The organism is Marinibium conchae (genome assembly GCF_015595035.1).
Lineage (GTDB): Bacteria > Pseudomonadota > Gammaproteobacteria > Enterobacterales > Alteromonadaceae > Glaciecola.
In genome coordinates this window covers 357,438-370,726 of sequence record NZ_JADNRN010000001.1, presented here as the reverse complement: position 1 = coordinate 370,726, position 13,289 = coordinate 357,438, and the positions used below count along the sequence as shown (strand labels likewise).

13 protein-coding genes and 1 other RNA gene are annotated in these 13,289 nt (G+C 44.2%); 7 read left to right on the top strand and 7 right to left on the bottom strand.

What is annotated here, in order from left to right:
* Positions 1-242 precede the first annotated feature (242 nt).
* From ISG33_RS01545 to ISG33_RS01530, 4 genes are all read right to left on the bottom strand, one after another.
* Positions 243-1,445 (bottom strand): FAD-dependent monooxygenase, encoded by a 1,203-nt coding sequence (locus ISG33_RS01545; protein ID WP_195731810.1) that lies wholly within the window; start codon positions 1,443-1,445, stop codon positions 243-245.
* 36 nt (positions 1,446-1,481) lie between these two features.
* Complete coding sequence (locus ISG33_RS01540) at positions 1,482-2,894, bottom strand: FAD-dependent monooxygenase (protein WP_195731809.1); 1,413 nt, start codon at positions 2,892-2,894, stop codon at positions 1,482-1,484.
* A gap of 5 nt (positions 2,895-2,899) precedes the next feature.
* Positions 2,900-4,258 carry a Xaa-Pro aminopeptidase gene (pepP, locus tag ISG33_RS01535; RefSeq protein ID WP_195731808.1) on the bottom strand — a complete coding sequence of 453 codons (1,359 nt, stop codon included), beginning with the start codon at positions 4,256-4,258 and terminating at the stop codon, positions 2,900-2,902.
* Between the two features lie 125 nt (positions 4,259-4,383).
* Positions 4,384-4,953, bottom strand: a complete 570-nt coding sequence (locus tag ISG33_RS01530; protein ID WP_195731807.1) for a UPF0149 family protein — start codon at positions 4,951-4,953, stop codon at positions 4,384-4,386.
* 142 nt (positions 4,954-5,095) lie between these two features.
* Here ISG33_RS01530 and ssrS point away from each other — a divergent pair.
* The 6 genes from ssrS to serA all read left to right on the top strand — a co-directional run bounded on the left by ssrS (position 5,096) and on the right by serA (position 10,067).
* A non-coding RNA gene (gene ssrS / locus ISG33_RS01525) (6S RNA) lies at positions 5,096-5,279 on the top strand.
* A 63-nt stretch (positions 5,280-5,342) separates the two neighbouring features.
* Positions 5,343-6,239 carry a ribokinase gene (locus ISG33_RS01520; RefSeq protein WP_195731806.1) on the top strand — a complete coding sequence of 299 codons (897 nt, stop codon included), beginning with the start codon at positions 5,343-5,345 and terminating at the stop codon, positions 6,237-6,239.
* 8 nt (positions 6,240-6,247) lie between these two features.
* Complete coding sequence (locus ISG33_RS01515) at positions 6,248-7,189, top strand: nucleoside hydrolase (protein ID WP_195731805.1); 942 nt, start codon at positions 6,248-6,250, stop codon at positions 7,187-7,189.
* Positions 7,179-7,817 carry a 5-formyltetrahydrofolate cyclo-ligase gene (locus ISG33_RS01510; protein WP_195731804.1) on the top strand — a complete coding sequence of 213 codons (639 nt, stop codon included), beginning with the start codon at positions 7,179-7,181 and terminating at the stop codon, positions 7,815-7,817. The genes ISG33_RS01515 and ISG33_RS01510 overlap by 11 nt, the downstream gene beginning before the upstream one ends.
* 166 nt (positions 7,818-7,983) lie before the next feature.
* Positions 7,984-8,637, top strand: a complete 654-nt coding sequence (gene rpiA / locus ISG33_RS01505; RefSeq protein WP_195731803.1) for a ribose-5-phosphate isomerase RpiA — start codon at positions 7,984-7,986, stop codon at positions 8,635-8,637.
* A 200-nt stretch (positions 8,638-8,837) separates the two neighbouring features.
* Positions 8,838-10,067: a phosphoglycerate dehydrogenase gene (serA, locus tag ISG33_RS01500; protein WP_195731802.1), complete on the top strand. Its 1,230-nt coding sequence runs from the start codon at positions 8,838-8,840 to the stop codon at positions 10,065-10,067.
* Positions 10,068-10,188: 121 nt separating this feature from the next.
* Here serA and ISG33_RS01495 read toward each other — a convergent pair whose 3' ends face one another.
* A complete protein-coding gene (locus ISG33_RS01495; protein WP_195731801.1) occupies positions 10,189-10,632 on the bottom strand; it encodes an Lrp/AsnC family transcriptional regulator in 444 nt (147 codons plus the stop codon).
* 121 nt (positions 10,633-10,753) lie between these two features.
* On the opposite strand from ISG33_RS01495, the gene ISG33_RS01490 reads away from it, so the two are divergent.
* Positions 10,754-11,500, top strand: coding sequence for a tryptophan 2,3-dioxygenase family protein (locus ISG33_RS01490; RefSeq protein WP_195732974.1), 747 nt, complete (start codon positions 10,754-10,756; stop codon positions 11,498-11,500).
* 104 nt (positions 11,501-11,604) lie between these two features.
* Here the strand turns inward: ISG33_RS01490 and ISG33_RS01485 are convergent, their stop codons facing one another.
* Positions 11,605-12,360 (bottom strand): DUF481 domain-containing protein, encoded by a 756-nt coding sequence (locus ISG33_RS01485; protein WP_195731800.1) that lies wholly within the window; start codon positions 12,358-12,360, stop codon positions 11,605-11,607.
* Positions 12,361-12,464: 104 nt separating this feature from the next.
* Entirely contained in the window at positions 12,465-13,277 is an 813-nt protein-coding gene (locus ISG33_RS01480) for a DUF481 domain-containing protein (protein ID WP_229333415.1), read from the bottom strand.
* Positions 13,278-13,289 lie beyond the last annotated feature (12 nt).

Sequence of the window (13,289 nt, the reverse complement as noted above, 5' to 3'; positions counted from 1 at the left end):
CAGCCTTCGCTGGTATGACGGAGAACCTATGGTGTGACTGATAGCGGCTGGTATGACCAATGGCGGCTGGTATGACCAATGGCGGCTGGTGTGACGGTGGGCTTGTCATTCTTGCGCAGGCAAGAATCTTAGATACCAGCCTTCGCTGGTATGACGGATAACAGATGGTATGACGGAGAACGGCTGGTATGACGGTTGACGGCTGGTATGACGGTTGACGGCTGGTGTGACGGGCATCATGCTTACTTTGCTAGTTTGGGTAACTTCCCTGCACTGCCTGTGGCCTGTTGGATAAAGAATTTCTTCACCGGTTGTAGATTGTTTGCACCGGCCAAACCCAAGTTACGAGCTAATTTTACAGGCGCGAAATTACCACTGAAGAGACGCTTGAAGCCTTCCATAGTAGCGACCACTTTTAGTGCTTCCGTTTTACGCCAGCGTTCATAGGCACGTAAAGACTTGGCGCTATGAATATCAGCTCCCTTTGCTCTCGCATCAACAAGCACCTCGACTAAGGAAGCAACATCGAGCAGCCCCAAGTTTGCGCCCTGCCCCGCCAAAGGATGAATGGTGTGGGCAGCATCACCCACTAACACGATGCCGTCGCTTAACCATTGTTGAGCATATTGCATTTTAAGTGGGTAAGAGTATCGCTGAGTCAGCAGTTCACAGTGTCCGAGTTGATTGTCAATGGCGACTTGCAAGGCCTTGCAGAACTCGGCATCACTCAGCTCAAGTAGTCGCAGTGCTTCGTCAGTATCCTGCGACCACACGATGGAACAGGTGTTCGCCTCTGACATCGGCAAAAAGGCGAGAGGCCCTGTTGGTGTAAATGCTTGTCTAGCAATCAAATCGTGTGCATTTTCCGTGCGCACATTAGCGACAATAGCAATGTGGTCGTAATCCCAAAAGGTGGTGGCAAACTCGGCTATTTTGCGAACAAATGAAGCACCACCATCAGCACCAACAATTAGCTTACTGGCTAGCATGTCGCCATTATCTAAGTTAACGAAATGCTGACCTTCGCCTTTATTGACGCTCATGATCTTTTGCTGCTGCAAAACTTGCAGAGAACGTTGTGACTGGCCGGCCTCGAATAATGCATTTGTGATGCAACTGTTCTCAACAATATGGCCCAAATTATCTAAATTCGACTCAATCGCACTAAACGCAATTTTTCCGAAAGCTTGGTCTTCCCATACTTGCATTCCAGTGTAAGGCTGTGCCCGTCGAATATGTGGCCATACGCCCAAGTTTTTAAATATTTGTTCGCTAGCTTTACTCAAGGCACTCACGCGTGCAGAGAAACTATCGGTGAGCGGCTGCTCAACCCTATTTGCATCAATGACAACAACCGAAAAATCTTGCTGCGCTAAAGCTAACGCAAGTGTTTGACCAGCGATTCCTGCACCAACTATTGTGACATCGCTATTGATAACAGCCATTTATCGTCCTTTCTGTTGTTTCATTTATTTTTGACTCTAGCGTTTGCCCATAGCAAATGCGACTAAGTCATCTTTAACTGTTGGAGCGTGGTTCAATGCTATTAAACCCATATTGCGGCCACCGACCGTGGGAGCATAAGTATTTGAAAATAAGCGCACCAGGCTATCAGTTGCCATCACAACTGCGTTTTTATCACTAGTTCTTCGTACTTTATAATCTTGAGTTAATTCAAAACTACCTGGATCCATTGGTATTTCAGACAGCTGTGGATCTCTGCTTTGTTGTTCAGCAAAAACGTGTTTAATACTGCTAAGTAAACCCGCTATATCACGCACACCCAAATTAAAACCTTGCCCAGCGATAGGATGCAATGCTTGAGCTGCATTTCCGACACAAATCACTCGGTGGGTGCTAAAAGGCAGTGTGCGGACCAAACAAAGAGGATATGAGTACCTTGGCGAGCTTGCTTGAAAACGCCCCAGCTTGTCACCGAATAGGCGTTGTAGCTTAGCAAGAAAAGCGTGCTCATCGAGGCTCGATATGGACTTAGCAATATTTTCATCACAGGTCCATACCAACGACATTTGCCTACTGCTTTCATGCCTTTCCGCCAACTTGCTGGCGTCTGCTGAGTTTGACAAAGCCGAATTCGGAGAACACATTGGTAGTAGCGCAATAGGACCTTGCTCGGTAAAGCGTTCGAAGGCACGATTTTGATGAGGCAACTGACTCATCACATTGGCAATAACAGCAACCTGATGGTAATCAGTCCTTTGTTGCTGCAGATTGAAAAAAGACAAAGAGGGCGCATTTCCACCCTCTGCGATAATAACTAACTTAGTGCGTAAGCTAAGCTTAGTATCTACGCTCTCGTTATTTGCCAGTAAAGATAGGTCACTATAATCTCTATGACGGGACACCGCTGATATTTTGTAAGGGCTGAAATATTTTATCTTCGACTCGCTAACTTGCTCCATAAGCAACTTGCCCAAATCAGCAAGAGCGAGCACATGCCCCATGCTTTGGGCAGAATCTTCAGGCAAGTCGAGCCTCGCTTGGCCGATGTGACCGCGGTCGGACACATGTATCTGCTTAATTGGGCAAGAAGCTAGCTTGTGCATCTTAAGCCCAAAGCTTGCTAATTGCTTGTAAGATTCTTGTGCCAGCGCAACCACGCGAGCATCGAAACTCGGATGTTCCGTATTTTCAGTAGTTTTTGCGTTCTTTATCGAATGGTCGTTTTGCGGATTTGTTTTAGCTGTATCCTGGCTGTCGAAAGCTTCCACCACAGCAACACTAAAATCACTATGATTGGCAATTGCAATGGCAGCAGTGCAGCCAACAATGCCACCACCTGCAATAACGATATCGAAGTGTTGCAGACTGCTATCTGATGCTTCCTCGCTCAACACGTCTTTATTTTTTGCATTTTGCTGTGAGCCCGCCATAGTTTTTAACTCGACATTAACTTTTCAATTCCCGCAATTTCTTTGGGCACTTTATCGGTAAGTACTCTGTTGCCAGTGTCAGTAATTACAATGTTATCTTCAATTCGAATCCCAATACCTCTGTAACGAGCGTCCACATCCGCATTTTCACTGAAATATAAACCGGGCTCTACCGTCATCACCATGCCCGGACGCAGCGGCACATCAAGACCGTTTTCCTTGTAAATACCCACATCGTGAACGTCTAAACCCAACCAATGCCCTAAACCATGCATAAAATAGCTACGCCAAGTTTCAGCTTCAATATTGGCTTCGACTGCTCCCTTTAAGATACCTAATTCAACTAAGCCCTCTACCAATACCCGTACACAGATTTTCATTGCCTCAGATATTGTTGCATCTGGGCGCAAGGCGTTTATTGCGGCATATTGACTATCAAGAACCAGTTGATAAAGACTACGCTGAACGTCGCTAAATTTTCCATTTACTGGGAAAGTACGTGTAATATCAGCGGCATAACCTTGAAGCTCACAGCCGGCATCGATGAGCACTAAGTCTCCATCTTTGAGCTCGTCTTTATTCTCGGTGTAATGCAGTATACAAGCGTTTACCCCGCTTCCAACAATAGTGCCGTAAGCTGGGTATCTTGCCCCGCTCATGGCAAATTCGTGATGTAATTCAGCTTCTAGTTGATATTCAAACTTTCCTGCAGCACTAAAACTCATCGCTCTTGCATGAGCCTCACTAGAAATATCAGCGGCTTTTTGCATGATAGCTAGCTCTTCTTCTGACTTTATCAAGCGCATGGCATGCAAGAGTTCTTGAGCGTTATGCAATGAGTTTGGTGCGGTTTTACTTTGTTTGGGTGCTTGCCTGCATTCCTTCAAAGCTAACTGTATTGTCGCCTCTATAGCAGGCGACGTATCGAAACAATAATAGAGATGTTTATGTCCATCTAGTAAATCGGGTAAGTGTTCGTCCAAGTCATCAATGCTAAAAGCCTGGTCGACCATTAAAGCTTTACTGGCTCGGTCGACGCCCAAACGTCTGCCATGCCAAATTTCAGCTAGTGCATCACTTGGTTGAACGAAGATGTAGGCACTATGATTTGCTATATTTTCAGTGAGTTGCTTTTTGCCATCATTGATATCATTGAGTTCTCGATTTGAAAGTATCAAATAAGCGTCGGGTTCACCAAAGCCGGTCAGATACCAAAAATCACTGTTTTGCCGAAAAGGATATTCGGTGTCGTTGCTTCGGGTAAGCAAAGTGTTCGCAGCAATAATAAAAATGCTATCTTTTTCACACTGAGCCATGAAGGCGCTGCGCCGTTCATAGAAGTGACTCGTAAGCAAAGTCGACATGCCTGTTTTTCCTTTAATACTGATATGATTATTAAGAGCTTTCATACTAATGACAAAAATGTTGCAGCGAGCATTAGCATGAAACAGAGTTTTTGCACCTTTTGAATCTCTGTATACGTTATTTGCTAATGAACGGATGTAGAGCTAGTGTCATCGTCTAATAGAGGCTTGCCCAATTCATTAAAACAGAGCATCGACGTAATGCGAACATACTCCATTACTTCAAACAATGCTTGCTCCGACTCTTCATCGTCATTCATTTCCTCGTCCATGCGAGCGATTTCTGAGAAGTCTTCTAATGCTTCTTTTACGTCAGCAGAACAGCCCGTGAGGTCAGCTTGATGCAATCCAAAGCCAAGCAGAAAGCCCTGAACCCATACCAATAAAGCGGCGCCACGTTCATTAATAGGCGAGGCGTCGTCGGGTAGACAAAGCCTTAACGCGAAATCTGCATCAACAAATTGCTGGCACACTTCGTTGAACAAGGCCGTAATCGCCGTTTTTGCTTTGGGAGAAAATGCATCACCTTGGTTTATCACGTCGGCTAATGCCTCAGACCACGACTGATCAGTTGCCGCCATACCACCGCTCAACATACCACAGAGGATGCCCTGTACTTCAGCCGCATCAACAACAATATTTTCTTGCCTAAGCATCGCGCTGAATGTTTCATAATCTATTGATTTTGTAGACACAAATTTGCCCTTTTATGGAGTAGCCTACATTTTAGCAAAGCGTGAGCTAAAGGGAAATTTTAAAACTGTCCCGATAAACACTTCTAAGCAGTGACGTATTCATGTACCATCAATTCCCCCTGACGAAAATCGTTGGGTTCTGCGCTTCCTGGAATGTTTGCTTGTGCATTTCATGTTCCTGGCCGATGCTTTAAACTTAGGAAGTTGACACTATTGCTATTGTGTAAGCTCGACCCGTATCGAGAAACCTGAGGCAATGTTGATACCTCCACCGTGTCCTTGTCGGCACACGGACGAAAAATGTGCTGCGGCATTTTGGGAAGCACCACTCGCCTTAAGCAACCATAACTGCAACATTTGATGAAAACCTAAGAAGATAAGGACTAAACATGGCAGTGTTTAATTTTGGATCGATCAACATCGATCACGTTTATTCAGTTTCACACTTTGTGCAGCCCGGCGAAACCTTATCATCATCGGCTTACCAATCAATCTTAGGCGGTAAAGGAGCGAATCAATCTGTCGCCCTCGCAAAAGCAGAGAACAATATTTATCATGTAGGCGCCATTGGCAGTTCAGACTCGGCTTTTATCGAACAGATGGAAAAGGCGGGCGTTAACTGTACTCACATACGAGCGCTTTCCGATGTAGCCTCTGGCCACGCTATTATTCAAGTAACCCCAGATGCTGAAAACGCAATTATTTTATTTGGCGGAGCCAATCACTGCCTAAGCGATGACCATATCGCCTCTGCCTTGGCCTTTGCAAAAACTGACGACTGGGTGCTCTTACAGAACGAAACAAACGCCATTGCTGATATTATCGAAAGCAGTCACGCTAGAGGCTTAAATATCGCTTTTAACCCTGCTCCGATGACAGCTTCAGTGAAATCACTGCCGCTCGATAAGCTAAGTCTATTGATTGTAAATGAAGTAGAGGCCGAGCAACTTACTGGCGAATCAGATGTTGAAAAGATAAAACAAAGCTTGTTAGCAAATTACCCATCAACACAATTTGTTGTCACTTTAGGCAAACAGGGTGCTTGGTACGTAAGTGCTGAAGACCAGCACTACTGCCCAGCATTCAAGGTCGATGCCGTTGACACAACAGCGGCAGGTGATACCTTTATCGGCTTTTTCTTAGCCGCTTATCAACGCAAAGAGTCCATGCCTGATGCACTTAAATATGCGTCAGCAGCGTCAGCATTAGCTGTAACAAAAGCAGGCGCTGCGCCTTCAATTCCAAACGTAGATGAAGTAGCAGCCTTTTTACAAAAGAATAATTAGAGAGTTTTATGACACACAAGATCATATTAGATACCGATCCGGGCATCGACGATGCAATGGCTATATTTTTTGCTTTCCAGTCACCTGATATTGAGGTGTTGGGATTAACAAGCGTTTTTGGTAACGTACCCGTAACAATGGCGGCGCAAAATGCCTTGGCTCTGTGTGAACTAGCGAACATCGACATCCCTGTTTGTAAAGGAGTTGGTATGCCTTGGGTAGGTCCGGAGTCAACTTATGCGCACTTTGTGCATGGTGATGATGGTTTTGGTAATATCAACCACCCGGCGCCGAAAGGTAAGATTGACCCGCGTAGCTCTGCGGAGTTCATTGTGGAAATGGCTCGCAAGCACCCAGGAGAAATTACCATTGTTGCAGTAGGCCCCTTGGGTAATTTAGCCTTGGCTTTACGCCTAGAGCCGGAGCTTCCAAAGCTAATAAAAGCAGTGAATATTATGGGTGGCGCGGCATTTGTGCCAGGTAATGTTACTCCGGTTGCAGAAGCAAACATTTGGAATGATGCCCACGCCGCAGAAATTGTTTTTGCCGCCGATTGGGAACTTAATATGTTCGGTCTCGATGTAACCTACGACCTTCCCTTCCCACCTGACTTCACCAAAATATTGGCTGAAAAAAATCCGATTTTGGGCGGTTTTGTAGAAAAATCATCGCGCTTCTATACAGAGTTCTATTCTCAAGGCAAAGATAGCGAACAGTGTTATTTTCATGATGCCTTCCCGCTCGCCTATCTGCTCGATCCGAGCTTGTTTGAAATGACTGAGGGGAACGCAAGAATATCAACTGACGCATTGAACAAAGGGCAAACAATTATTGCACCTGCGGGCACGACTGCTAGCCCCGACTGGACGCAAGCAATGACCGTTAATGTAGCCACTAAGGTCGACCACCCTCGTTTAACGCAGTTCTTTATCGACACATATGCATTGTAAGTCGACAAGAGCAAGTAGTTCCGAATTACGTTCAACACTGCGCTCTGAATTCAGAGCGCAACGACAACAAATCAATAAAAGCGACCACTCACGCTTCGCAAGCAATCTAGCGAAACGAGCACATACTCATATTTTTAGCGACTTTAGTAAACCCTCGCATGCAAGCACACTGAATGTTGCCACTTATCTGAGTTTCGATGGAGAGTTGGATACTCGGGTATTAATCGAAAGCACCTGGGCACTTGGTCACCGTGTTTTTTTACCGATACTTCACCCCTTCGCTAAAGGTCATTTGTTGTTTCAAGTTTACGACTCGACCACAAAAATGACCAAGAATCGTTTCGGTATTAGTGAGCCAGCATTAAATGTGCAAAAGGTATTGCCATGCAGCGAATTAGATGTGTTATTTACACCTCTGGTGGCTTTTGATGACAAAGGCAATAGGCTGGGAATGGGAGGCGGGTTTTACGATCGCACTCTTAGCGCGCTTTACAATAAAGAGCAAGGAAAAACTCGAGTCGTCGGCTTAGCGCTTGACCAGCAAAAAGCAAATCAACTACCAAAAGAGACATGGGATATCCCGCTTCCTGAGGTATTAACACCAAGCCAGCATTATATATTTGCTTAGTCCTTAGCCTAGCCTGTATCCTTCAGCATGAATGAGCCAAAGACCCTAAGGATCAAGACTTAAGACCCAAAACAGAACAATAAGAACAAAGCACTATAGTCCGTGTTAGTATTTCTCTAAATGGCTCATATTACTGCTCATCATATTAAATATATAAGGATAGCTCATGGATCAGAATCAAAAGAAAAAAGCGGCGGCAGAGGCAGCCCTAAATTATGTAAAAGAGGACACCATTGTAGGCGTTGGAACCGGCTCTACCGTTAATTTTTTCATCGACGCTCTAGCTAGTAAGAAAAATATGATTCGAGGCGCCGTCTCCAGTTCAGATGCTTCTACTGCTCGACTGAAAAAAATAGGCATTGAAGTATTCGATCTAAATTCAGTAGATAAGTTAGATATCTACGTGGATGGCGCTGATGAAATTACTGAGCACAAGCATATGATCAAGGGCGGTGGCGCAGCATTAACACGAGAGAAAATAGTGTCGGCAGTTGCCAGTCAATTTATCTGCATCATCGATGATACAAAACATGTTCCAATACTCGGGAAGTTCCCCTTACCCATTGAAGTGATCCCCATGGCACGTTCTTATGTTGCTCGTGAAATCGTCAAGCTTGGTGGTGATCCAGCATACAGGCAAGGTGTTATCACCGATAACGGTAACGTAATCCTCGATATTCATAACTTGGAAATTCTGAACCCAGTGGAACTCGAAAATACACTAAACAATATTGTGGGTGTGGTAACCAATGGTCTTTTCGCAAAGCGTGGAGCCGATGTCGTGATAACCGGTACGAGCGAAGGTGTAAGCGAAAGCTAATATACAAGAATAGCGCTGCATATAATCGCCAGTGCTAATTTCGTTCTACACTCACAAAACACTGTGAACCCTGTTAGAACTCTGGTATATTTCTGGAATCAAAAAAACGGACGTCTAGATGTCTGATGAGTAGGCATCTACTCATTTACCAGACTTTTGATGTAAGTAAGCAAGAAATATACAGTTTTAAGGTTTGTTCCATGACAAAAGTGTCTCTACCAAAAGAAAAAATCAAAATCCTTCTGTTAGAAGGTTTACACCCAAGCTCAGTGGAAACACTTCAGGCCAACGGCTATTCCAATATCGAATGCTTAAAAACCTCATTACCAGAAGACGAACTCATTGAAAAAATCAAAGATGTTCACTTCATAGGTATTCGGTCGCGTACTCAACTTAATGAGCGTGTTATTGCCTCAGCCAAAAAACTTGTTGCAGTGGGTTGTTTCTGCATCGGTACAAACCAAGTTGACTTAAAAGCTACGCTATTACGTGGCATTCCAGTATTTAATGCGCCATTTTCTAACACGCGCTCCGTTGCAGAGCTAGTGCTTGGACAGATCATTGTTCTGTTGCGCGGTATTCCTGCCAAAAATGCAAAGGCTCATCGTGGTGAATGGGACAAATCGGCAGTTGGATCTTACGAAGCACGAGGTAAAACCCTCGGAATTATTGGTTACGGTCACATTGGTACTCAATTGAGTATATTAGCTGAACACCTCGGTATGCGCGTGCAGTTTTACGATATCGAAGACAAACTGGTTCTAGGTAATTCCATGCAAGTCAAATCGCTTAAACAGTTATTGAGTAGTTCTGACGTTATCTCGTTGCATGTACCAGAAACAGCGCACACTCAGAACATGATCGGCAAGGCTGAGCTTGATCAAATGAAGGATGGTGCAATCTTAATTAACGCTGCGCGTGGCACCGTTATTGATATCGATGCACTCGTTGAAAGCCTCAAAGCAAATAAACTCAATGGCGCCGCAATAGACGTTTTCCCAATTGAGCCTAAATCGAATAGCGAAGAGTTTGAGTCACCCTTACGAGAGTTTGATAACGTGATTCTAACCCCTCACGTTGGTGGCAGCACACAAGAAGCCCAAGAAAATATCGGTATTGAAGTAGCAGGTAAGCTAGCCAAGTACAGTGACAATGGTTCAACCTTATCGGCCGTAAACTTCCCGGAAGTATCTCTACCATCGCATACTAACCGATCGCGTTTATTGCATATTCATAGCAACCGCCCGGGCATATTAACCCAGATAAACCAAGCATTTGCTGACCAAAATATCAATATTGCGGCACAGTACCTACAAACTACCGAGGAAATTGGTTACGTTGTCGTTGATGTCGAAGCAGACCGAGCCGACGACGCTTTTGCACAACTCGAAGCAATAGAAGGCACGATAAAAACGCGTTTGCTTCACTAGCCTCGACACAGGAACTTAGGCAGCATCAGCTCAAAAGACAGTTGAGCCAGGTAAGGCAAAACATAGAAACGAAGCTGAAAAGCGCATCCTACACTCTCGTCAGAGTTTGGCTCGTCAGAGTTTAGGATGCGCTTTTTATTTCCCTCGTCGATATTGACGTGGTAAAGCGATACACCCCTGGAAGAGCACTTAGATCTGCACGGAGCAACTCGTCAAACTCTGCAATATTTTGCGACATCACTTCCATAATATAATCAAATTCACCCGTTATAGCTCTGCACCAACGTATACTAGGGTGTTCATTGACCGCGATTTCAAACTCTTGGTATAAGGAAAAGTCGACAACGACTTGCAGCAAAGCGCGTATTTCAAAGCCTAATTTCGTGTGATTAAGTCGTAGCCCAAAGCCCTCTATGATGCCTTCATTTTGCAGCCGCTTTACGCGATTCCAACAAGGAGTTTTACTCAAACCGACTTTCTCACCTAAGGTCGCAAAAGACTGACGCGCATCTTCGCTTAGATAACGAATAATTGCCAAATCCATATCATCAAGAACAAAATCCATATAAGCACCCTAAAACCGAAACAAAGACGTCTAATTTAGCAGAAATAACAGACCAATAGGAACAATGTTTTTGGCTTTATTGGCTACTATTTTCAGCATATCTACTTTATCGAGTGTTAATATGTCGGCAATATCAGAAAAATATATTCACGAATTAAATAACCCCCAAATGCTCGACTACGGCATATATCTGCAATGCGATAAATTACTCTCTTGTCAAAAAGCACTAGACCAACTTGCCACCCATGACGAATTACAGTTCCAACTCGTACACCAAGTTGAAGAGCTTTGGATGAAGCAGATAATCTTCACTCTGATTGATGTCATCGACAAAATGGAGCAAGCTAAGTCGATCGCGGTGCTTTCACAAATGAAACGTGTACACATGATACAGCGCTTGATGATTCAACAACTTGATTTACTAGAAACGATGTCGCCAAAAGAGTATCAAGAAATTCGTTTGCAATTAGGCAACGGTAGCGGACAAGAATCGCCTGGATTTATCACGCTATTGAAAATGCCTAACGATATTTGGCAGGTATTTCAGGAGCACTATCTACGTGCAAGAAAACAAAGCGTAGAAAGTATTTACGACACGCACTTTTCACATTGCGATGCCTATGCCATTGCAGAGTCGCTTATTGAGTTTGATGAGTTAATGCAGAAATTTCGTTGGAACCATATGTTTTTGATCCGTCGCTCTATTGGCATCGACGCCAACTCACTTAAAGGTCGCCCAGTAGAAATACTACAAAATGGTGCTCGTCAGCAGTTTTTCCCTGAGTTATGGGAAGTGCGCAGCAAGATGAGTGACTCTTGGGGTAAGCAAAACGGCAAAATCAGACACTCGCTTAGACAAAAAAGCTGATAAGCCTCTCTACTACATTAAGTAGGGGCGTATCAGCTTCATTTTGTTCAGGTGATGATGAAAGCATTAATCAATAATATTTCATCATTGCTACCAGCCAAGGCTTAGAAAAAGGTATAAACCAAGTTAACTGCTGTTTCTGTATCTAAGTTCTCGGTACCTTCACTTACATCAGAGTTATGATCAAACCTGATAGCGACCTTTAGAGATAATGCACCGGCTAATTTCGCGCTAATTGCACTTTCCGCTCGAGATTTAGTGTTGTCAGACCCCACTTCTGTTGAAAAGCTTTGTGTGAACTTAGCCGTTTCAGAAATATTATAAGCGTAAGACAAAGCCCCACGAACAACAACACTGTTTTCTTCTATGATGATTCGGTTACCAGCATCATCTACATCAATACGGTCATTAAGTGAATAACCAGGACCGATGCTATATTCAAAGCTGCTTGTGTCGTCGGCCCATACTTTGTGGTTCCAACCAGCCGCAATCGTCGCTTGGAAATCGTAACTGCTTAGGCGGTTATCTTCATACGAACCGAACACGAATAGGCGGTAAGCGGGGTTTTCTAGCCTGTAGTTACCCTGTGCGGAAGCAAATTTCTTATCAGCCGATGTTCTCTCAACACCGCCGATTTCGTCTTTCTTATAGAGTGCAGTAAGAACATATTCGTTACTCCACTTCTCTAATTCTTGCTTGGCATTTAATGCGCCATTTACAGAGGTTGTTTCTGTATTACCAGATGTGAAGATGAAGCCTAACTCTCCGTCCATCGTAAATGTTTTTTCTTCGTCGGCTGCCTGACTCGCACTTGCAAACAGACCCAATGCCACAACGGCCGATACTGTAGAGAGTTTCATGTTAGTTCCTTTTATCTTATCAATGAGGAGAGCCAGATTCAGCGAAACGCTTAGCCCCCATTTGCTACGCTGCTAATGATAGTCAGATTTGTTTAAGAATCAAGCTAAAAGAACTGGTAAACAAGGGAAATAGAGGTCTCTGTGCTAAGGTCTTCATTAGTTTGCAGCACATTGTCGTTATATAGCAACACAATTGACAGCTTCATCGCGAGACTGTCGATAATATTTGCGGTAAGTGATGTTTCAGAACGTGAACGATTGCTCTCTTGTCCAGATTCAGTAGACAAAAATTGCCTAAAGCGAGCGGTTTTACTTAGGCTGATTCTATAGTCGAGCGATGCTCTTACTATGGCTTCTTTAAAAACGTCATAGGATTGATGATTGTTGTCGTCGATCACCTCTCTTTCCGAGTAGCTGTAGCCCGGGCCAATACTGTAGCGTAGTTGACTGCTTGCTTCCTTCCATGCATGAGCACTAAAACCAGTCGCAACAGCACTTTGATAACGAAAACCGCTGAATCGGTCGTCTTCATATTCAGCATAAACAAAGAGCCGCTTGTTCTTCGTTGCTAGCTTATAATCGAGTTGGGTATTTACCGAGAAGCGCTGGGCGGTCACAATCGTGTCATTATCGACCTCGTTTTGCTTGTAAATCACTTCAGAGAAATAGCGATTGCTCCAATTTGTGGTTTCATGCTCTGAGCTTAACCCAGCTTTGAAAGTGGTGGTATTGGTATTACCTTGGGTAGTGAGGACACCAAATTCACCGCTAAGACTGATACCCTCTTCTGTATTTTTAAACGTCCTTTCTTTTAAATAGAGCTTTTTTATGAGGTCATTTGAACCAAAAGCCTGAACAGAAGAAGTGACAAACATGAGCACGAGGCCGAGCTGGGCAAGTAAAAGTTTTATCGACATTAGCACTGGTTA

Excerpts from the sequence above, each read along its gene's own strand:
- ISG33_RS01545 (WP_195731810.1), bottom strand. The coding sequence starts at position 1,445 with ATGGCTGTTATCAATAGCGATGTCACAATAGTTGGTGCAGGAATCGCT.
- ISG33_RS01540 (WP_195731809.1), bottom strand. The coding sequence starts at position 2,894 with ATGGCGGGCTCACAGCAAAATGCAAAAAATAAAGACGTGTTGAGCGAG.
- pepP (WP_195731808.1), bottom strand. The coding sequence starts at position 4,258 with ATGTCGACTTTGCTTACGAGTCACTTCTATGAACGGCGCAGCGCCTTC.
- ISG33_RS01520 (WP_195731806.1), top strand. The coding sequence starts at position 5,343 with ATGGCAGTGTTTAATTTTGGATCGATCAACATCGATCACGTTTATTCA.
- ISG33_RS01515 (WP_195731805.1), top strand. The coding sequence starts at position 6,248 with ATGACACACAAGATCATATTAGATACCGATCCGGGCATCGACGATGCA.
- ISG33_RS01510 (WP_195731804.1), top strand. The coding sequence starts at position 7,179 with ATGCATTGTAAGTCGACAAGAGCAAGTAGTTCCGAATTACGTTCAACA.
- rpiA (WP_195731803.1), top strand. The coding sequence starts at position 7,984 with ATGGATCAGAATCAAAAGAAAAAAGCGGCGGCAGAGGCAGCCCTAAAT.
- serA (WP_195731802.1), top strand. The coding sequence starts at position 8,838 with ATGACAAAAGTGTCTCTACCAAAAGAAAAAATCAAAATCCTTCTGTTA.
- ISG33_RS01495 (WP_195731801.1), bottom strand. The coding sequence starts at position 10,632 with ATGGATTTTGTTCTTGATGATATGGATTTGGCAATTATTCGTTATCTA.
- ISG33_RS01490 (WP_195732974.1), top strand. The coding sequence starts at position 10,754 with ATGTCGGCAATATCAGAAAAATATATTCACGAATTAAATAACCCCCAA.
- ISG33_RS01485 (WP_195731800.1), bottom strand. The coding sequence starts at position 12,360 with ATGAAACTCTCTACAGTATCGGCCGTTGTGGCATTGGGTCTGTTTGCA.
- ISG33_RS01480 (WP_229333415.1), bottom strand. The coding sequence starts at position 13,277 with ATGTCGATAAAACTTTTACTTGCCCAGCTCGGCCTCGTGCTCATGTTT.